The sequence below is a fragment of the Streptomyces sp. NPDC047108 genome, assembly GCF_040643575.1.
Taxonomy (GTDB): Bacteria; Actinomycetota; Actinomycetes; order Streptomycetales; family Streptomycetaceae; genus Streptomyces.
Map to the genome: position 1 here is coordinate 239913 of NZ_JBEYUP010000006.1, position 19335 is coordinate 259247.

Consider the following 19335-nt stretch of genomic DNA (forward strand, 5'->3'; position numbering starts at 1 on the left):
CCGCCGGGACGGGCTCCCGGACGGGCGCCGAAACGGCCACGCCCACCCGCCCGGACGGGGGCGAGTGGGCGCGAGGGCCACGACACAGCACGAGCGCGGCACTTGATGCGGAGAGGATCCGCGTGCGTGGGCGGGAACTCCGCCCCCGGCGCGCGGAGGGAGCCGCGCGCCGGGTTGGTGCAGATGGTGCGAGTCGCCGCTGCCGCGGCGGAGGATCAGGCGCCCAGGGATCAGACGCCGGATTTCGGGCGCCCTGGGATCAGGCACCGGAGTTCAGGCGCCCGGAATCAGGCGCCGGAGATCAGAGCTCTTCCGCGGCCTTCTTGATGTCCGCGGCGAAGTGGCTCACCTCGGTGTAGACACCGGGCTTGCCCGGGCGGGCGCAACCCTCGCCCCAGCTGACTATGCCGACCTGGACCCAGGCGTCGGAGTCGTCCTTGCGGAACATCGGGCCACCGGAGTCGCCCTGGCAGGTGTCGACGCCGCCGGTGTCCATGAGACCGGCGCAGAGCTCCTCGCCCTCGACCAGGTCGGGGTACGCGGACTTGCAGGTGGCGTCCTCGACGAACGGCACCTCGGCCTTGAGCATCTTCTCCTGCTGGCCGCCGCCCTCCTCGGCCGCGCCCCAACCGGCGATGGTGAAGTCACCGTTGTCGAACTTGTCGCTCTCCGCGATCGGGAGCGTCTCGAGGTCCATCGCCTTGTCGAGCTTGATGAGAGCCCAGTCCTTGCCCTTGCCGTCGTAGCCCGGGGCCTGGAGGACCTTGGTGGACTTGGCGGTGACGGCGTCGGAGTCGTTCAGGTCCACGACGCCGCCGGTCGCGGTGATGCTGGTGTTGTCGCCGGAGCCGTCAACACAGTGCGCTGCGGTGAGGACGACGTCCTTGGCGAGAAGAGAACCGCCACAGCCCATCGAGAGACGGACCATCCACGGGAACTCGCCCTTCTCGGCGGGCTTTCCACCGACGACGGGGGGCTTGGCTCCCGCGACCGGCGCCTGCTCGGCGCTGGCCGTCAGCGGCTGAAGGCTGAACGCGGCGAGCGCGACGGCACCGACAGCGGCAGTTCTCTGGAGAGTCTTGACCAGGGTGTTCAAGAGATGTCCTTTCGTGGGGGGTCTGCACGCTTTCTGGCAGGCTCATACCAATCCCGAAGAATCTGTGGGACGTGGGGGATGAGGCAGCAAAAAGCGCGATTGGATTATCACGAAGGAGATGCGCGCATGACAAGGGTGTGCAACTACCCAGTTTCAGGGGGAGTTCGGGGGACCGGGGGTCCGGGTGCGCGCCGGAACCGGCCCGCGCACCCCCTCACCTGCCGTGCGGCAGGGGCACGGCAGCTTTCCGGAAGTACCCCTTCCGACCTCGGATCTTCTTGCCCGGCAGGGGTCGCGCACCCGTACAGTTGAACCCGTGGGCGTGGAAACGGGCAGCGACGTGGCGCACGGCTATCCGCACATCGAGACCGTGCGGGCGTCCATCAACGCGATCTACAAACGGCTGTCGTACGACACCGTGCGCACCTTCTCCGCCAGCGTGCTGCCCGCCGATGTCGCCTTCGCCGACGCCGACGACCTCTACCTCGGGGTGCAGCGCGTGGCCCGCGCGATGGTCCAGCATCTGCGGCTCCCCGACGCCCGCATCATCGTCAGCTTCCGCGACATGCACCACGCCGCGAACGTCGAACTCGCCGCCGGACCCGAGTACTTCATCGAGCTGAACAGCCGCTTCAAGACCCACCGCCAGGACATCGGCGCCGCCCTCGCGCACGAGGTGATGCACGTCTATCTGCACCGCCTCGACCTGTCCTTCCAGGGCACGCGCGACAACGAGATCCTCACCGACACCGCCACCACCTACCTCGGCGCGGGGTGGCTGCTGCTCGACGCCTTCCGGGAGGACGCGGTCTCCTCGCAGAAGCTGGGCTACCTCACCCCCGAGGAGTTCGGCTACGTGCTCGCCAAGCGCGCGATGGTCTTCGGAGAGGACCCCTCCCCCTGGTTCACCAGCCCGCAGGCGTACACCGCGTACACCACCGGCCGGGCGCTGGCCCGGCGCGACGGGCAGCAGCCGCCGCTGACCGCGTCCGGTTGGGCCGGGCGCCGCCGCTATGCGCGCGACCGGCGCTCCGTACAGGGCGGACGCGCGCCGGAGGCAGGGGGCGCGGCTCCGTCCGGTGCCGCGTACGCCTTCGAGGGGCAGGCCCCGCTGCGGGTGACCTTCCCCTGCCCCACCTGCCATCAGCGCATCCGCGTGCCGGTGCGGGGGCGGGTCCGGGCGCGCTGTTCCCTCTGCCGCACGGTGCTGGACTGCGACACCTGAGACGGTCGACGCGCCCCCGCCGCGCGTCGCCCGTGGCTGCGCGCGCCGACCCCACGGTCAGCGGCACATCACCCTCGGTGCCCGGGCCCGACGGCTCAGGGCGGGTGACCGCCGCGCTCAGACACCGGGCAGAGCGCCGACGATCAGCACCGCCCCCGAGATCAGCGCGAACGCGAGCACCATGATCCGCATGCGTCGTGCGTCCACGCGCCGGTGCACGAGACGGCTCAGCCACGCCCCCGCGGCCAGCGCCGGGAGGACGAGAAGGGCGGCCCACAACGCACTCGCCCGGCCCCGTCCGGTCGCGAACAGCAGGGCCAGCGACGCGAGTTCACCGGCGAGGAAGCACAGGGCGACCGTGGAGCGCAGCTCCGGCGGCGGCCGGTGCTGGTGGACCAGCGCGAGCGGCGGACCGCCCACCCCCGTCGCGGTCTCGGTGACGCCGGTGACCGCGCCCGCGGCGAGCCACGCGCCGCGCCCCGGCGTGAACGCCGGAGCGGCCAGGCTCACCAGCGCCGCGAGTACGGTCGCTGCCCCGACGAGCAGGCCGAGCCGGTCCGCCGGTACGGCCTGGAGCAGCACCAGCCCGAGCGGCGTCGCCGCCAGCCGGGCCGCGGTGATCCACCCCGCGCCGCGCAGGTCCGCGGCCGCCCGCTCGCGCCACGCGACGTAGAGATTGAGCGGGATCATCGCGGCGAGCAGGAACACCGGAAGGAGGCCGGGCGCCAGCAGCCCGGCGACGGGCGCGACGACCAGTGCGAAACCGAGACCGCTCGTCCCCTGGACGAACGCGGCGACGCCGACGGTGACGGCGAGCGGCACGAGGACGTCGGGGGTCATGGTGCTCCGACGATCGCAGCCGGAGCGACCACGGTCCAGACGCCCGTCGCGGCCCGTCCCGGGGCGGCCGGAAGGGGACGCGCACCCGTCGAAGCGCGGGGTTCTCGACCGGTCGCGGTGGGTGGCGACGGGGCGAGGAGGCCCGAGTCGCAGAGCACGCCCTGGCGGCGCAGGCTGGTGTGTGGAGGTCCGACGATGAGCACGCTCGAAGAGCAGATCGACATCGACGTACCGGCGAAGGTCGCGTGGGACTGCCTCCACCGTGTGGAGGACTACCCGCGCTTCGTGGGCGGCGTACGGGATGCCCGCACCGAGGGCCTGCACCGCGCGCATCTGGCCATCGACGCGGGCGACCGGGTGTACGAGGTCGACGCCGAGATCCTCGACCGGGGCCAGGGCCGGCTGATGATGTGGCGGACCACGAACGGGGCCCGTCTGCAGGGCACGTTCTCCGTCCTCCCCCTCGACCCCGAGCACACCCGTGTACAGGTGCGGGTGCAGTACGACCCGGACACGGTGAAGGAGACGTTCGGAGGTCCGAAGGGGTTCGCCCAGGCCCACGCCATCGAGCGGCTGGTCCGCGAGGATCTGCAGCAGCTCAAGGACCTGGCGGAGGAAGCGGAGTAGGAAGCGCAGCAGAAGTAAGAGGAAGAAGAGGACGACAAGCGGAAAGGAAGGATCGGCCATGGCCGCGACAGGAACGCTGAAGGTACGGGACATCATGACCACCGGCACCCAGTGCATCGGAGAGAACGAGTCGATCCTGGACGCCTGTCGCATGATGCGCGATCTCCACGTGGGCAGCCTTCCCATCTGCGGGGCGGACGACCGGCTCAAGGGCATGATCACGGACCGCGACATCGTGGTGAAGTGCTGCGCCGAGGGCATGGACCTGGGGCGGACGAAGGCGGGACGGTTCGCCGGTGAGCTGCACTGGGTCGATGCCGAAGCCCCCATGACCGAAGCCCTCGAAATGATGGAGAGGCATCAGGTCAAGCGGCTCCCGGTGATCGATGTGCGCGACAATCACCGACTGTGCGGAATGATCAGCGAACACAACCTGGCACGGAACATCAGCGACGAGCAGGTCGCGGAGTTCGTCGAGCGGGTCTACGCCTGAGCGGCGTCCGTCTCCGGCCGCCCGGACCTCCCGAATCTCCCGGACCTCCCGGCGGCATCGGAACCGGAACCGGATCCGGAACCACGACCGGAGCCAATACCGGAACCCGAATCGGAACACACAGCGGAACGAGTAGCGGGGCCGGGACCGGGACCGCCGGGGGAACCCGCTGCGGCGTGCGGCCGTCACATCTGCGACATCAGGAGGCACGATGCGCAGAGGTGTGACGGCCGCGCTGCTCGCCCTGGCCGCGGCTCTGACCGCGACGGGCTGCGGCGACGACGCGACCACGGTGAGCACCGGCGAGGAGCCCTCCCGCTTCGACCGGCGGTCGGAGCGGATCATCGAGGAGTGGCCGCGGCACGTCCGCCCGGTGAGCGGGCGGCCAGGCGACATGCTCCCGCTGGAGGGCGCCGAACTCCCCCGCGGACGCGACGGCGACCAGTTCGTCGTCCGGGTCGGCCACGGCGCGTGCGACGCGGACTTCGGCGCCCATGTGCGCGAGTCGGGCAAGGTCGTCGTGGTCGCCGGCTGGGCGGTCAAGAAGAAGGACGTCGACGTCTGCACCGACCAGTTGCTGATCGACAACGTGGACGTGAAGCTGAAGCAGGATCTCGGGGACCGCCCGGTGGTGGACGCCGCCACCGGGAAGACGCTGCTGAACGGCTGAGCGCCGGCAGCAGGGTGGGGAGAAGGCGGGAAGACGGTCCGCGGCGCCTGCTCCGGTCGGGGTGGGAGTCAGGCGCCGCGGTTCCGTCCGTACGCCGTTGTACGGAACAGCTTTTCCTGTTGTGCGGCGTGTCTGCGCCGCTGCGCCGCGGCCTGTGGTGCGCCGCGGTGGTCCGCCCGTGTCCGGTGGGTCAGACGGTCAGACGGTCAGACGGTCAGCGAACGGTCCGTCGGGCGGATCGGCGCCGGCAGCGAGCTGGCACCGGTCAGGAAGCGGTCCACGCCCTTGGCCGCGGAGCGCCCCTCGGCGATGGCCCACACGATCAGCGACTGACCGCGGCCCGCGTCACCGGCGACGAACACACCGGGCACGTTGGTCGCGAAGTCGGCGTCCCGCCCGACGTTGCCGCGCTCGTCCAGCTCCAGGCCGAACTGCTCGACCAGGCCATTCTCGCGGTCCACACCGGTGAAGCCCATGGCCAGGGTGACGAGCTGGGCCGGGATCTTCCGCTCGGTGCCCGGCTTCTGCTCCAGCTTGCCGTCCTTGAACTCCACCTCGATCATGTGCAGCCACTGGACGTTGCCCTCCTCGTCACCCTCGAAGTGGGTGGTCGACACCGAGTACAGGCGCTCGCCGCCCTCCTCGTGGGCCGAGGTGACCTTGTAGAGCATGGGGAACGTCGGCCACGGCTGGTTCGGGCTGCGCTCCTCGCCCGGCTTGGCCATGATCTCCAGCTGGGTGACGGACGCCGCGCCCTGGCGGTGGGCCGTACCGACGCAGTCCGCGCCGGTGTCGCCGCCGCCGATGACGACGACGTGCTTGCCCTCGGCGCTGATCGGCGAGGAGACGAAGTCGCCCTCCTGCACCTTGTTGGAGAGCGGCAGGTACTCCATCGCCTGATGGATGCCCTTGAGGTCGCGCCCCGGCACCGGCAGGTCGCGCGCGGTGGTGGCACCGGCGGCGATGACCACCGCGTCGTAGCGGCGGCGGAGCTTCGCCGCGTCGATGTCGCGGCCGATCTCCACCTCCGTACGGAACTTGGTGCCCTCCGCGCGCATCTGCTCGATCCGCAGGTTGATGTGGCGCTTCTCCATCTTGAACTCGGGGATGCCGTACCGGAGGAGACCCCCGATGCGGTCCGCGCGCTCGTAGACGGCGACGGTGTGGCCGGCCCGGGTGAGCTGCTGGGCGGCGGCCAGGCCCGCGGGGCCCGAGCCGATCACGGCGACGGTCTTCCCGGACAGCCGGTCCGGCGGCTGCGGGGTGACGTCACCGGCCTCCCACGCCTTGTCGATGATGGTGACCTCGACGTTCTTGATGGTCACCGCGGGCTGGTTGATGCCCAGGACGCAGGCGGACTCGCACGGCGCGGGGCACAGCCGCCCGGTGAACTCCGGGAAGTTGTTGGTGGCGTGCAGGCGCTCGCTGGCCTCGGTCCAGTCCTCGCGGTAGGCGTAGTCGTTCCACTCGGGGATGAGGTTCCCAAGCGGGCAGCCGTTGTGACAGAACGGGATGCCGCAGTCCATGCAGCGGCCGGCCTGCTTGCTGATGATGGGCAGCAGGGAACCCGGCTTGTAGACCTCGTTCCAGTCGTTGACGCGCTCCTCGACGGGGCGCGTCTCGGCGACCTCGCGGCCGGTGGTGAGGAAGCCCTTCGGGTCAGCCATGGGTCGCCGCCTCCATCATCTTCGCGTGGATCTCGGACTCGGGGAGTCCGGCTCGCTCGGCGGCGTCCTTGGCGGCGAGCACTGCCTTGTACGTGGCCGGCGTGACCTTGCTGAAGCGGGTCACGGCGGTGTCCCAGTCGGCGAGGAGCTTCTCCGCGACCGTGGAGCCGGTCTCCTCGTGGTGGCGGCGCACGGCGTCGTGCAGCCACTGCTGGTCGTCGCTGTCCAGCGGTCCGACGGCGGAGGACAGGTCCGGGTTGACCTGGTCCGGGTCGAGGTCGATGACGTAGGCGAAGCCGCCCGACATACCGGCCGCGAAGTTGCGGCCCGTCTCGCCGAGCACGACCGCGTTGCCACCGGTCATGTACTCGCAACCGTGGTCGCCCACACCCTCGGAGACCACCGTGGCACCGGAGTTGCGGACGCAGAAGCGCTCGCCGACCTTGCCGCGGAGGTAGATCTCACCGCCGGTCGCACCGTACGCGATGGTGTTGCCCGCGATGGTCGAGTACTCGGCCAGGTGGTCGGCGCCCCGGTCGGGGCGGACGACGAGGCGGCCACCGGAGAGGCCCTTGCCGACGTAGTCGTTGGCGTCGCCCTCGAGGCGGAGGGTCACGCCGCGCGGCACGAAGGCGCCGAACGACTGGCCCGCGGAGCCGGTGAAGGTGATGTCGACGGTGTCGTCGGGCAGGCCCGCGCCACCGAACTTCTTCGTGACCTCGTGGCCCAGCATCGTGCCGACCGTACGGTTGATGTTGCGGATCGCGACCTGCCCGCGGACCGGCTGTGCGGCCTCCGGGCTGTCGGCGGTCAGCGCGTCGGCGGCGAGCTTGATGAGCTCGTTGTCCAGCGCCTTCGCCAGGCCGTGGTCCTGCTCGATAGCGCGGTGGCGCACCGCGCCCTCGGGCAGGTCCGGCACGTGCAGCAGCGGTTCGAGGTCGAGGCCCTGGGCCTTCCAGTGGTTCACCGCCCGCCGGATGTCGAGGATTTCGGCGTGGCCGACGGCCTCCTCCAGCGTGCGGAAGCCCAGCTCGGCCAGCAGCTCGCGGACCTCCTGCGCGATGAACTCGAAGAAGTTCACCACGAATTCGGCCTTGCCGCTGTAGCGCTCGCGCAGCACCGGGTTCTGCGTGGCGATACCGACCGGGCAGGTGTCCAGGTGGCAGACGCGCATCATGATGCAGCCGGAGACCACGAGCGGCGCGGTCGCGAAGCCGAACTCCTCGGCGCCGAGCAGCGCGGCGATGACCACGTCACGGCCGGTCTTGAGCTGGCCGTCGGTCTGCACGACGATGCGGTCACGCAGGCCGTTGAGCAGCAGCGTCTGCTGGGTCTCGGCCAGGCCCAGCTCCCAGGGGCCGCCCGCGTGCTTGAGGGAGGTGAGCGGCGAGGCGCCCGTACCGCCGTCGTGGCCGGAGATCAGCACGACGTCCGCGTGCGCCTTGGAAACACCGGCGGCAACGGTGCCGACGCCGACCTCGGAGACCAGCTTGACGTGAATACGCGCCTGGGGGTTGGCGTTCTTCAGGTCGTGGATGAGCTGGGCCAGGTCCTCGATGGAGTAGATGTCGTGGTGCGGCGGCGGGGAGATGAGCCCCACGCCCGGCGTGGAGTGCCGGGTCTTGGCCACCCACGGGTACACCTTGTGGCCGGGAAGCTGGCCGCCCTCGCCGGGCTTCGCGCCCTGCGCCATCTTGATCTGGATGTCGTCGGAGTTGACCAGGTACTCGCTGGTGACACCGAAGCGGCCGGAGGCGACCTGCTTGATGGAGGACCGGCGGGCCGGGTCGTACAGCCGGTCCGGGTCCTCGCCGCCCTCACCGGTGTTGGACTTGCCGCCGAGCTGGTTCATGGCGATGGCCAGCGTCTCGTGCGCCTCCTGGGAGATGGAGCCGTACGACATGGCGCCGGTGGAGAACCGCTTGACGATCTCGCTGACGGGCTCGACCTCGTCGATGGAGATCGGCTCGCGGTCGCCCTCCTTGAAGCCGAAGAGGCCGCGCAGCGTCATCAGGCGCTCGGACTGCTCGTCCACGCGCTGCGTGTACTGCTTGAAGATGTCGTAGCGGCGGGAGCGCGTGGAGTGCTGCAGCCGGAAGACCGTGTCGGGGTCGAAGAGGTGCGGCTCGCCCTCGCGGCGCCACTGGTACTCACCGCCGATCTCCAGCGCCCGGTGGGCCGGGGCGATACCGGAGGCCGGGTACGCCTTTGCGTGCCGCTCGGCGACCTCGCGGGCGATGACGTCCAGGCCCGCACCGCCGATCTTGGTGGTGGTGCCGTGGAAGTAGGTGTCGGCGAACTCCTCGTCCAGGCCGACGGCTTCGAAGACCTGCGCGCCGCGGTAGGAGGCGACGGTGGAGATGCCCATCTTGGACATCACCTTCAGGACGCCCTTCCCGAGCGCCTTGATCAGGTTCTTGATCGCGGTCTCGGCCTCCATCTCCGGCAGGAACGTCCCTGCGCGGACGAGGTCCTCGACCGACTCCATGGCCAGGTACGGGTTGACGGCCGCGGCACCGTAGCCGATGAGCAGCGCGACGTGGTGCACCTCGCGGACGTCACCGGCCTCGACCAGCAGACCCACCTGGGTGCGCTGCTTGGTGCGGATGAGGTGGTGGTGGACGGCGGAGGTGAGGAGCAGCGACGGGATCGGCGCGTGCTCGGCGTCCGAGTGGCGGTCGGAGAGCACGATGAGCCGGGCGCCGGCCTCGATGGCGGAGTCGGCCTCGGCGCAGATCTCCTCGAGCCGGGCGGACAGCGAGGCGCCGCCGCCGCTGACCCGGTACAGGCCGGACAGGGTCGCGGCCTTGAAACCGGGCAGGTCGCCGTCGGCGTTGATGTGGATGAGCTTGGCCAGCTCGTCGTTGTCGATCACCGGGAACGGCAGGGTGACGCTGCGGCAGGACGCCGCGTGCGGCTCCAGCAGGTTGCCGGCCGGGCCGAGCGGCGAGATCAGCGAGGTGACGAGCTCCTCGCGGATGGCGTCCAGCGGCGGGTTGGTGACCTGCGCGAAGAGCTGGGTGAAGTAGTCGAACAGCAGCCGGGGGCGGGTCGAGAGCGCGGCGATCGGCGAGTCCGTACCCATCGAACCGATGGGCTCCGCACCGGCCTTGGCCATCGGCGCGAGCAGGACGCGCAGCTCCTCCTCGGTGTAGCCGAAGGTCTGCTGGCGGCGGGTGACCGAGGCATGGGTGTGCACGATGTGCTCGCGCTCGGCCAGGTCCTCCAGCTCGATGATCCCGGCCTCGAGCCACTCCGCGTACGGCTGCTCGGAGGCGAGGCTCGCCTTGATCTCGTCGTCCTCGATGATGCGGCGCTCGGCGGTGTCGACGAGGAACATCCGGCCCGGCTGGAGGCGGCCCTTGCGGACGACCTTGGCCGGGTCGATGTCGAGGACGCCGACCTCGGAGGAGAGGACGACGAGGCCGTCGTCGGTGACCCAGTAGCGGCCGGGGCGCAGACCGTTCCGGTCGAGGACGGCGCCGACCTGGACACCGTCGGTGAAGGTGACACAGGCGGGGCCGTCCCAGGGCTCCATCATCGTGGAGTGGAACTGGTAGAAGGCGCGGCGGGCCGGGTCCATCGAGGCGTGGTTCTCCCAGGCCTCGGGGACCATCATCAGCACCGCGTGCGGCAGCGACCGGCCGCCGAGGTGGAGCAGCTCCAGGACCTCGTCGAAGGACGCGGAGTCGGAGGCGCCGGGCGTGCAGACGGGGAAGATCTTCTCCAGGCCGTCCTGGCCGAACAGCTCGCTGGCGAGCTGCGACTCGCGCGCCCGCATCCAGTTGCGGTTGCCCTGGACGGTGTTGATCTCGCCGTTGTGCGCGACGAAGCGGTACGGGTGGGCCAGCGGCCAGCTCGGGAAGGTGTTCGTCGAGAAGCGCGAGTGGACCAGGGCGACGGCGGTCGCGAAGCGGCGGTCGGAGAGGTCAGGGAAGAACGGCTCCAGCTGCCCGGTGGTCAGCATGCCCTTGTAGACGAGGGTACGGGCGGAGAGCGACGGGAAGTACACGCCGGTCTCGTGCTCGGTGCGCTTGCGCAGCACGTACGCCTTGCGGTCCAGGGCGATGCCGGTCGCCTGCCCGTCACGGTCCGCGACGAAGAGCTGGCGGAAGGCGGGCATGGTGGCGCGGGCGCCCGCGCCGAGCATCTCGGGGGCGACGGGGACCTCGCGCCAGCCGAGAACGGTCAGCCCCTCGTCCGCGGCGATGGTCTCGATGGCGGCGGCGGCCGCGGTACCGGCCTCGTCCTCGGCGGGCAGGAAGGCGATGCCGACGGCGTACGAACCGGCCTCGGGGAGGTCGAATCCGGCGGTCTCACGCAGGAAGGCGTCCGGGACCTGCAGCAGGATGCCCGCGCCGTCACCGGAGTCCGGGTCGGAGCCGGTGGCACCACGGTGCTCGAGGTTGCGCAGCACGGTGAGAGCCTGCTCCACGAGCTCGTGACTCGCCTCACCGGTGAGGGTGGCCACGAAACCGACACCGCAGGCGTCGTGCTCGTTGCGCGGGTCGTACATCCCCTGCGGAGCGGGGCGCCCGTCCATGGGCGACCAGGCGGCGGTGCCGCTGGTCGAGTGCGTGGACGCGGAACGCATCGGCTCTCCCGTCGTCGTCGTGGCAGTGTCAGTGCCGAGGGACGACGTTGGCCCTCTGCGCAAATTTTCGTGCAGGTTACATGATGGGTCGCTTCTCGCGAAGCGGATGCATCATTCCAGCATGCGGACACCGCCCTGGTGCGGTGAAGGAGGCAAATGCGGACGGATCGACATCCGCAGCCCGGGGCGCACCAGGCGACATTGCCTGTAGCGCTTTCGGCTCATGCCCGCTCGTAAACGAGCTGAAACCGAAGAGAAACGTCTTGATCGAGGTCGGCAGGGTACTGCCCGAGGTCCGGCAGGGCCGATCGGAGCCCTGATCGCTAGCCGACCGCGGTACCGAAGAGCACGCCGAGTCCGAAGGTCACCGCGGCCGCGGCTCCACCCAGTATCAGCTGCCGGAGCCCGCTGTACCACCAGGAGCGGGCCGTGACCCTCGCCACGACCGCACCGCACGCGAAGAGCCCCAGCAGCGCGAGCAGCGCCGCGGGCCACAGCGTGACCGCCCCGAGCAGATACGGCAGCACGGGCAGCAGCGCGCCCAGCGCGAAGGATCCGAACGACGACACGGCGGCCACGGTGGGTGACGGCAGATCCTTGGGGTCGACGCCCAGCTCCTCCCGGGCATGGATCTCCAGGGCCTGCTCGGGGTCTCGGGAGAGCTGGCCCGCCACCTTGCGCGCGAGGTCCGCGTCCACGCCGCGCGCCTCGTACAGCGCGGCCAGCTCCGCCTGCTCGTCCTTGGGGTGCTTGCGCAGCTCGCGCCGCTCCACGTCCAGCTCGGCGAGGACCAGCTCACGCTGGGAGGCGACGGAGGTGTACTCGCCGGCGGCCATGGAGAAGGCACCGGCGGCCAGCCCGGCGAGACCGGTGAGCACGATCGTCTGGGAGGACACGCTGCCACCGGCGACACCGCTGATCAGGGCGAGGTTGGAGACGAGCCCGTCCATGGCGCCGAAGACGGCGGGCCGCAGCCAGCCGCCGTTCACGTCCCGGTGCGTGTGGTTGTCACGGTGGGCGTCGTGCAGTTCGGCGTCGGTGTCGATGACGGACATCGTCTTCGGATGCTCCTTCCCCGGGCTCGGGGGCATGGGCGTGCCCCCTGTGCCCAACGCCTCGACCGTACGCACACTTCCCCAAGATCGTCTAGCAAGGAAGGCCGAACTAACCACGCTGACCTGGGAGTTCTCGACCGGGGTGGTTGACGTGGCCATGCAGGGAGGGCGGGCCGTCGATACGAAACGGCCGCCTGCCCCGGGCGGACATGGCGGCCGTTCATGTGGAGCAGGGAGTCAGCGCTTCTTGCCGGTGCCCGCCTCGGAGCTCGACGCGGAGCCGGACCCGGCCTCGCCGGATGCGGGCGCGGCCTCGTCGGCCGGTGCGGGCGCGTCGCCGGCGCCGGTCCTCGCGGAGGCGTCGGCGGGTGGGGTGGCCGTGGAGTCGCCGGATCCCGCGGCCGCGGCCCCGTCGTCGTCACCGTCACCGCCATCACCCGGCGTGGATTCCGCTTCCCCGTCGACCGCGCCGGAGGCGGTGGCATCGGCGTCGGACGCGGAGTCCGGCTCCTCGCCCTTCTTCTTCTCCGCTTCCGCACGGGCGGCCTCGGCGGCCGGTTCGACGACGGCCTCGCGCCCCGGTCGGCGGTTCGAGGAAATGATCATGTAGGCGATGGCCGCCAGGAAGACGAGGACCGAGGTCCACACATTGAGCCGGACGCCCAGGATGTGATGCGCCTCATCGATGCGCATGTACTCGATCCAGCCGCGGCCCACGGTGTACCCGGCCACGTAGAGCGCGAAGGCCCGGCCGTGTCCCAGCTGGAAGCGGCGGTCGGCCCAGATGACCAGCAGCGCCACACCGATGCACCACAGCGACTCGTACAGGAAGGTCGGGTGGTACGTCCCCGCGACCCGGCCGCTGGCGGGGTCGCCGTCGATCTTCAGCGCCCACGGCAGATCGGTGGCCCGGCCGTACAGCTCCTGGTTGAACCAGTTGCCCCAGCGACCGATCGCCTGGGCGAGGGCGATGCCCGGCGCGACGGCGTCGGCGTACGCGGGCAGCGGGATGCCGCGCCGCCGGGCGCCGATCCAGGCTCCGACCGCGCCCAGGGCGATGGCGCCCCAGATACCGAGACCGCCCTCCCAGATCTTGAACGCGTCGACCCAGTCGCCGTTCTTGCCGAAGTACGGCTCGTACGTGGTGATCACGTGGTAGAGACGGCCACCGACGAGCCCGAAGGGCACCGCCCACACGGCGATGTCGGCCACCGTGCCCGGGAGGCCGCCCCGGGCCACCCACCGGCGGCTGCCGAGCCAGACGGCGACGAAGACGCCGATGATGATGCAGAACGCGTAGCCGCGCAGCGGGATCGGTCCGAGGTGGATCACGCCGGTCGACGGACTGGGAATGTATGCGAGGTCCATGGCAGAACCGAACCTACCGTGCACCCCTGCCGCTTTCCCAGCCCGGTCGTCCCCTTCGTCCCCGAGCTGCGCGAAGGCTGTGGGAGTGCGCTGGGCGGCGCCCGGGGCAGCAGGACGCGGGGCGGCACCGGGGCACGGCAGTACGCGGCGCGCGCCGGAGGGCGGCAGTACGCGGGACGGCGTCGGGGGCGGAAGCACCCGGCCCCCGCTCCGGTGCGGGGAGCGGGGGCCGGGCGGCGGGTGGACGGCCGGGCGGTGCGGGAGGTGCGCAAAGTGCCGGGCTGTCGCGGGGCCGGCCCTCAGCGAGCGCCGTGGTCGTCAGGACTTCTGCTCGGCCGCGTCCTCGACCATCTTCGTCAGCTTCTCGGGCGTCAGCGGATTCTGCTGGTTGCTGTAGACGTTCTTGCCGTTGAGCAGGACCGTCGGGGTGCCCTGGTGGCCGGAGTTGGTGAACTCGCTGTTGGACTTCTCCACCCAGCTGTCGTGGCTGCCGTCGTTCACACACTTCCTGAACTCGGGCGTGACCAGGCCCTTCACCTGTCCGGCCAGGTCGATCAAATGGGCCTTGTCGGCGAAGGCGTCGTCCTGCTCCGCCGGCTGGTTGCGGTAGAGCACGTCGTGGTACGCCTGGAACTTCCCGGCGTCCTGCGCGCACGCGGCGGCGTTGGCGGCCGCCTGGGAGCCGGTGCCGCCCATGTTGCCGTCGATGATCGTGGCCAGGTGGTAGTCGGTGCGGAGCAGGCCGCGGTTCTGCAATGTGTGGATGGTGTCGCGGAAGCCGTTCTCGAACTGGCCGCACGCGGGGCAGCGGAAGTCCTCGTAGACCGTGAGGGACGACGGCGCGGTGGACCGGCCGACCGGGATCGCGAGGTTGTCCTCGCCGTTGGCACCGGTCGGCGCGACCACGGGCCCGTCGCCGTCGCCACCCGACTGGGACACCGCAAAGCCCACGCCCGCGGCGATCCCGAGGACGGCGACACCGACCACCCCGACGAACAGCGTCCGCCTTCGCTTGTCACGGGCCTTGTCCCGCTCGCGCTCCACCTGCAGCCGCTCACGCGCGCTGCGCTTTCCCTCACGGTTCTTCTCGCTCACGTCTGGGAAACGAACCGGGGAGGCACGAGCGTGCCTCCCCGGTCCCAGATCCACCCTTATGAGCGACGGCGGCCTGATGAGCGGTCCGGGGACTTGTCAGGCCCGCCGGAGCGCGTTGTCAGGCGCTGTGGCGTTGTCAGGTGCGGTGGCGCGTTCAGGCGCGCCGACCGTCAGGGGCGGCGCCGTACGCCGGCGGCCAGTTCGGCCGCCAGCTCACGGACCCCGGCCAGGCCCGACTCCAGGTCGGGCGCGTCCAGCAGCCGCTTGACGAAGGCCGAGCCGACGATCACCCCGTCCGCGAACCCGGCCACCTCCGCGGCCTGTTCACCGTTGGAGACGCCCAGCCCGACGCACACCGGCAGATCGGTCGTCCCGCGCGTACGCCCGACGAGGTCCTTGGCCTGCTCGCCCACCGACGCCCGCGTCCCCGTCACGCCCATCAGCGAGGCCGCGTAGACGAAGCCCGTGCCGACCGCCGTGATCTTCGCCAGCCGCTCGTCCCTGCTGCTCGGCGCCACGACGAAGACGGTCGCCAGGCCGTGCTGCTCGGCGGCCTTCCTCCACGCCTCGGACTCCTCCACCGGCAGGTCGGGAAGGATGCAGCCCGCTCCCCCGGCCTCGGCCAGCTCGGCTGCGAAGCGCTCCACGCCGTAGCGGTCGACGGGGTTCCAGTACGTCATGCAGAGCACCGGCGCACCCGTCGCGGCGTGCGCGTCCCGGACCGTACGGATCACGTCCGCGATCCGTACGCCGCCGCGCAGGGCGATGTCGTCGGCGGTCTGGATGACCGGACCGTCGAGGACCGGGTCGCTGTGCGGCAGCCCGACCTCGACGATGTCGCAGCCGCCCTCCAGCATCGCGGTGACGGCGCGCACGCCGCCGTCGACCGAGGGGAAGCCGGCCGGGAGGTACCCGACCAGCGCGGCGCGGTTCTCGTCCTTGGCCTTGGCCAGAACCGATCCCAGCAGTTCCAGATTGCCCGCCATCAGTTGGCTCCCTCGGTCTCGTCGGCCGCGTCCGCCTCGACGGCGTCCGTCGGCTCGTACAGCCCGAAGTAGCGGGCAGCGGTGTCCATGTCCTTGTCGCCACGGCCGGAGAGGTTCACCAGGATCAGGCCGTCCTCGCCCAGCTCGCGGCCGAGGTCGAGCGCCCCGGCGAGCGCGTGCGCGCTCTCGATCGCCGGGATGATGCCCTCCGTCTGCGACAGCAGCCGCAGCGCCTGCATCGCCTGGTCGTCGGTGACCGGGCGGTACTCGCCGCGGCCCGCGTCCTTGAGGTACGCGTGCTCCGGCCCGATGCCCGGGTAGTCCAGGCCGGCGGAGATCGAGTACGGCTCGGTGATCTGGCCCTCGTCGTCCTGGAGGACGTAGCTCCGCGAGCCGTGCAGGATGCCGGGGTCGCCGACGCTCAGGGTCGCGGCGTGCTCGCCGGACTCGACGCCGTGGCCCGCGGCCTCCAGGCCGACCAGGCGCACGCCCTCGTCCGGGATGAACGCGTGGAACAGCCCGATCGCGTTGGACCCGCCGCCGACGCACGCGGCGACGGCGTCCGGCAGACGGCCCGTGCGCTCCAGGATCTGGCGGCGCGCCTCGACGCCGATGACCCGGTGGAAGTCGCGGACCATCGCGGGGAAGGGGTGCGGTCCTGCGACCGTGCCGAAGAGGTAGTGGGTGCGGTCGACGTTGGCGACCCAGTCGCGGAACGCCTCGTTGATCGCGTCCTTCAGCGTCCGGCTGCCCGACTTCACGGCCACGACCTCGGCGCCGAGCATGCGCATCCGCGCGACGTTGAGGGCCTGGCGCTCGGTGTCGATCTCGCCCATGTAGATCACGCACTCGAGCCCGAAGAGTGCGCAGGCGGTGGCAGTGGCGACGCCGTGCTGGCCCGCGCCGGTCTCGGCGATGACGCGGGTCTTGCCCATGCGCCGGGTGAGCAGGGCCTGGCCCAGGACGTTGTTGATCTTGTGCGAGCCGGTGTGGTTGAGGTCCTCCCGCTTGAGGAAGATCCGCGCGCCGCCCGCGTGACGGGCGAAGCGGGGCACCTCGGTGAGCGGGCTCGGGCGGCCGGTGTAGTCGACGAGCAGCCCGTCGAGCTCGGCGGCGAAGGCGGGGTCCGCCTTCGCCTTCTCGTACTCGGCGGCGACCTCGTCGACCGCGGCGACCAGTGCCTCGGGGATGAACTTGCCGCCGAAGGCACCGAAGTAGCCCTGGGAACTGGGGATCCGACCCTCGGGGTCGGGGACAAAGAAGTCAGAGGACATCCGACGTACTCCTCGGAAGGGGCTTTCGCCCCGAAGTCTCGATCTGTGAACACGTTAACGCTCGCCGCGTGGGCGCTCGCCGCTTAGGCGCTCGCCGCTCCGGCGGGGGCGTACGGGGGTGGCTGCGGTGGTGCCCGGTCGTCAGGGGCGCGCCGGGGTACCTCCTCGAGCGGCGAAACCCGCAGGTCGGTCGTCCGGCTGCCGGCAGGTGAATCGCCGCTCTGCGGGGGCACCCCGCCACACCCCCTCCTCACCGTGTGCCGGGGTCAGCAGCACGCCGATGTGGCGAGGGGGCGCCTTCAGGGGCGTTGCGGCCCGGGCTGAGCCGCTTCGGGCCATCGCATTCCGTTGACCTGGCCCGGCTCGCAGCCGATCACATAGCGCACGCGGCGTCCCCGGACGCGGCGTGCGGGCGCACGGCAGCCGCGCGGCCTGCAGCCGCGGGCGAGCCGTGCGTAGGCGTGCATGGGCGGTTCAGCCCCGTCCGTGCCGCAGAGCGGGGTGGGCACCGGCGGCCACGAGGTCGGCGACGGCCGCCTTCGGGTCCCGGCCGGTGACCAGGGACTCGCCGACGAGCACGGCGTCGGCGCCCTCGTTGGCGTACGCGATGAGGTCGTGCGGCCCGCGGACGCCCGACTCGGCGACCTTCACGATGTGGTCGGGGATCTCCGGCGCGATGCGCTCGAACGTCCCGCGGTCCACCTCGAGAGTCTTGAGGTTACGCGCGTTGACCCCGATGATCCGCGCCCCGGCGTCCACCGCGCGCTCGATCTCCTCCTCGTCGTGGACCTCGACGAGCGGGGTGAGCCCGATGGACTCGGCCCGCTCGACCAGTGACACCAGGGCCTCCTGGTCGAGGGCGGCGACGATCAGCAGCACGAGGTCGGCGCCGTACGCACGCGCCTCCCAGAGCTGGTACGAGGTGACGATGAAGTCCTTGCGCAGCAGCGGGATGTCGACCTTGGCCCGTACGGCCTCCAGGTCGGCGAGCGAGCCGCCGAAGCGGCGCTGTTCGGTCAGCACGCTGATGACGGCCGCGCCGCCCGCCTCGTAGTCGGAGGCCAGCCCGGCGGGGTCGGCGATCGCGGCGAGCGCGCCCTTGGACGGGCTGGAGCGCTTGACCTCGCAGATCACATGGACGCTGTCGCCGCGGAGCGCGGCCACACCGTCCTTGGCCTGGGGAGCCTTCGCGGCCCGCTCCTTGAGCTCGTCGAGGCTGACACGCGCCTGCCGCTCGGCGAGGTCGGCGCGGACTCCGTCGATGATCTCGTCGAGCACACTCACGCGAGCGGCCCCCTTCCGGAACGGGTGCGGAGCGGACGGTTGGCGCCGGTCGGGCGCCGCCCGGGCGGGCGGTGCACGAGGCACTGCGATGGTATCCGGCCGGGCGCGGAGGTCCCGCATCCGGTCGTCCGCGGTCCCACAACCTGGACGTTTCGTGGAGTTCCCAGGCTCGGCCGGGCCGCTGCGACGGCGGAGATCATGGCACGAGCCCGGTCCCGAACGGCGAATTCCGGACAACGGTGAAGACCACCACGACGGCCGCCAGGGACCACACGTGGGAAGCCCGCAGCCCGAGCTTCATGGGCCGCCCGCGGACCGCGCGGAGGAGCCAGACCGTCCAGAGGGCGGCGAAGGCGGCGTACGCGGTGACGGCGAGGGCGTTGGCGCCGAGCGCGGCGGAGAGGTCGCCGTGCGCGACGGCGTGGGCGCTGCGCAGGCCGCCGCACGCGGGGCAGTACAGGCCGGTGAGGTGGAGCAGCGGGCAGACCGGGTAGTGGCCGGGCTCGCCGGGGTCCACGGCGCCGACGTAGCCGAAGGCGCCGACGACGGCGGCGAGGGCGCCGAGCGGCGCGGCCAGGGCGGTGGCGCGGCGCGGCGCCGGTGCGGTGGTGGGCGGCGGCGGTGCGGCGACAGGGGGCAGGGCGTCCGCAGTCCGGACGGGCCTTGCGGTTTGCGCGGATTGCACCGATTCATCACTCACACCACCGAGTCTCCCCGCAGACGCGCGGCGGCGCAGCTCCGGACCCCGTACACGCCGAACAGCCGTACGGATCGGGAGCCGCGCCTGGTGTGCGTCGGCCTCAGCTCTGGGCGGTGGCCTCGGAGCCGGCGGGCTTCTGCTGGCCCATGCCCGCGGCGCGCATGGCCATGCCCACGACACCGCCGAGCACGACGACGACCAGTCCGGCCACGACGCCGAAGGGCTGGGCCGCCACTGTGAAGACACCGGCGATCAGGAAGCCGATGAAGGCGATGGTGACACCGGTCCAGGCCGCCGGGGTGTGTCCGTGGCTGCTGCCCGCCATTGAGTACTCCTCGTTGCTGTGTCGCGCGCCCGGATC

16 protein-coding genes are annotated in these 19335 nt (G+C 71.3%); 4 read left to right on the forward strand and 12 right to left on the reverse strand.

Going from position 1 to position 19335, the window contains the following annotated elements:
* Positions 1-301: 301 nt before the first annotated feature.
* Positions 302-1096, reverse strand: a complete 795-nt coding sequence (locus tag ABZ822_RS15700; protein WP_360852980.1) for a serine protease — start codon at positions 1094-1096, stop codon at positions 302-304.
* A gap of 322 nt (positions 1097-1418) precedes the next feature.
* Between ABZ822_RS15700 and ABZ822_RS15705 the strand changes: the two genes are divergently transcribed.
* Positions 1419-2321: a hypothetical protein gene (locus tag ABZ822_RS15705; protein WP_360853368.1), complete on the forward strand. Its 903-nt coding sequence runs from the start codon at positions 1419-1421 to the stop codon at positions 2319-2321.
* 117 nt (positions 2322-2438) lie between these two features.
* On the opposite strand, the gene ABZ822_RS15710 is transcribed toward ABZ822_RS15705, so the two are convergent.
* The gene (locus ABZ822_RS15710) at positions 2439-3161 is read right to left on the reverse strand and encodes a sulfite exporter TauE/SafE family protein (protein WP_360852983.1); all 723 of its coding nucleotides are present in this window, start codon (positions 3159-3161) and stop codon (positions 2439-2441) included.
* A 195-nt stretch (positions 3162-3356) separates the two neighbouring features.
* On the opposite strand from ABZ822_RS15710, the gene ABZ822_RS15715 reads away from it, so the two are divergent.
* The 3 genes from ABZ822_RS15715 to ABZ822_RS15725 all read left to right on the forward strand — a co-directional run bounded on the left by ABZ822_RS15715 (position 3357) and on the right by ABZ822_RS15725 (position 4951).
* Entirely contained in the window at positions 3357-3788 is a 432-nt protein-coding gene (locus tag ABZ822_RS15715; protein WP_360852986.1) for an SRPBCC family protein, read from the forward strand.
* Positions 3789-3846: 58 nt separating this feature from the next.
* On the forward strand, positions 3847-4281 hold the full coding sequence (locus ABZ822_RS15720) for a CBS domain-containing protein (protein ID WP_360852989.1): 435 nt from the start codon (positions 3847-3849) through the stop codon (positions 4279-4281).
* A 211-nt stretch (positions 4282-4492) separates the two neighbouring features.
* Positions 4493-4951 (forward strand): hypothetical protein, encoded by a 459-nt coding sequence (locus ABZ822_RS15725; RefSeq protein ID WP_360852992.1) that lies wholly within the window; start codon positions 4493-4495, stop codon positions 4949-4951.
* Between the two features lie 206 nt (positions 4952-5157).
* Here ABZ822_RS15725 and ABZ822_RS15730 read toward each other — a convergent pair whose 3' ends face one another.
* From ABZ822_RS15730 to ABZ822_RS15775, 10 genes are all read right to left on the reverse strand, one after another.
* Positions 5158-6618 carry a glutamate synthase subunit beta gene (locus ABZ822_RS15730; protein ID WP_360852995.1) on the reverse strand — a complete coding sequence of 487 codons (1461 nt, stop codon included), beginning with the start codon at positions 6616-6618 and terminating at the stop codon, positions 5158-5160.
* Positions 6611-11212: a glutamate synthase large subunit gene (gltB, locus tag ABZ822_RS15735; protein WP_360852998.1), complete on the reverse strand. Its 4602-nt coding sequence runs from the start codon at positions 11210-11212 to the stop codon at positions 6611-6613. Before gltB ends, ABZ822_RS15730 begins: the two co-directional genes overlap by 8 nt.
* A 323-nt stretch (positions 11213-11535) precedes the next feature.
* The gene (locus ABZ822_RS15740) at positions 11536-12267 is read right to left on the reverse strand and encodes a VIT1/CCC1 transporter family protein (RefSeq protein WP_360853001.1); all 732 of its coding nucleotides are present in this window, start codon (positions 12265-12267) and stop codon (positions 11536-11538) included.
* Between the two features lie 237 nt (positions 12268-12504).
* Complete coding sequence (lgt, locus tag ABZ822_RS15745; protein WP_360853004.1) at positions 12505-13635, reverse strand: prolipoprotein diacylglyceryl transferase; 1131 nt, start codon at positions 13633-13635, stop codon at positions 12505-12507.
* Positions 13636-13953: 318 nt separating this feature from the next.
* Complete coding sequence (locus tag ABZ822_RS15750; RefSeq protein WP_360853007.1) at positions 13954-14730, reverse strand: thioredoxin domain-containing protein; 777 nt, start codon at positions 14728-14730, stop codon at positions 13954-13956.
* Between the two features lie 170 nt (positions 14731-14900).
* The gene (gene trpA / locus ABZ822_RS15755; RefSeq protein ID WP_360853010.1) at positions 14901-15716 is read right to left on the reverse strand and encodes a tryptophan synthase subunit alpha; all 816 of its coding nucleotides are present in this window, start codon (positions 15714-15716) and stop codon (positions 14901-14903) included.
* Positions 15716-16990, reverse strand: coding sequence for a tryptophan synthase subunit beta (trpB, locus tag ABZ822_RS15760; protein ID WP_360853013.1), 1275 nt, complete (start codon positions 16988-16990; stop codon positions 15716-15718). Before trpB ends, trpA begins: the two co-directional genes overlap by 1 nt.
* Positions 16991-17464: 474 nt before the next feature.
* Positions 17465-18274: an indole-3-glycerol phosphate synthase TrpC gene (gene trpC / locus ABZ822_RS15765; RefSeq protein ID WP_360853016.1), complete on the reverse strand. Its 810-nt coding sequence runs from the start codon at positions 18272-18274 to the stop codon at positions 17465-17467.
* Between the two features lie 196 nt (positions 18275-18470).
* Positions 18471-18851, reverse strand: coding sequence for a DUF2752 domain-containing protein (locus ABZ822_RS15770; RefSeq protein WP_360853371.1), 381 nt, complete (start codon positions 18849-18851; stop codon positions 18471-18473).
* A 223-nt stretch (positions 18852-19074) separates the two neighbouring features.
* A complete protein-coding gene (locus tag ABZ822_RS15775) occupies positions 19075-19299 on the reverse strand; it encodes an HGxxPAAW family protein (protein ID WP_360853019.1) in 225 nt (74 codons plus the stop codon).
* Positions 19300-19335: the final 36 nt, after the last annotated feature.

Excerpts from the sequence above, each read along its gene's own strand:
- ABZ822_RS15710 (WP_360852983.1), bottom strand. The coding sequence starts at position 3,161 with ATGACCCCCGACGTCCTCGTGCCGCTCGCCGTCACCGTCGGCGTCGCC.
- ABZ822_RS15715 (WP_360852986.1), top strand. The coding sequence starts at position 3,357 with ATGAGCACGCTCGAAGAGCAGATCGACATCGACGTACCGGCGAAGGTC.
- ABZ822_RS15720 (WP_360852989.1), top strand. The coding sequence starts at position 3,847 with ATGGCCGCGACAGGAACGCTGAAGGTACGGGACATCATGACCACCGGC.
- ABZ822_RS15725 (WP_360852992.1), top strand. The coding sequence starts at position 4,493 with ATGCGCAGAGGTGTGACGGCCGCGCTGCTCGCCCTGGCCGCGGCTCTG.
- ABZ822_RS15730 (WP_360852995.1), bottom strand. The coding sequence starts at position 6,618 with ATGGCTGACCCGAAGGGCTTCCTCACCACCGGCCGCGAGGTCGCCGAG.
- gltB (WP_360852998.1), bottom strand. The coding sequence starts at position 11,212 with ATGCGTTCCGCGTCCACGCACTCGACCAGCGGCACCGCCGCCTGGTCG.
- ABZ822_RS15740 (WP_360853001.1), bottom strand. The coding sequence starts at position 12,267 with ATGTCCGTCATCGACACCGACGCCGAACTGCACGACGCCCACCGTGAC.
- lgt (WP_360853004.1), bottom strand. The coding sequence starts at position 13,635 with ATGGACCTCGCATACATTCCCAGTCCGTCGACCGGCGTGATCCACCTC.
- trpA (WP_360853010.1), bottom strand. The coding sequence starts at position 15,716 with ATGGCGGGCAATCTGGAACTGCTGGGATCGGTTCTGGCCAAGGCCAAG.
- trpB (WP_360853013.1), bottom strand. The coding sequence starts at position 16,990 with ATGTCCTCTGACTTCTTTGTCCCCGACCCCGAGGGTCGGATCCCCAGT.
- ABZ822_RS15775 (WP_360853019.1), bottom strand. The coding sequence starts at position 19,299 with ATGGCGGGCAGCAGCCACGGACACACCCCGGCGGCCTGGACCGGTGTC.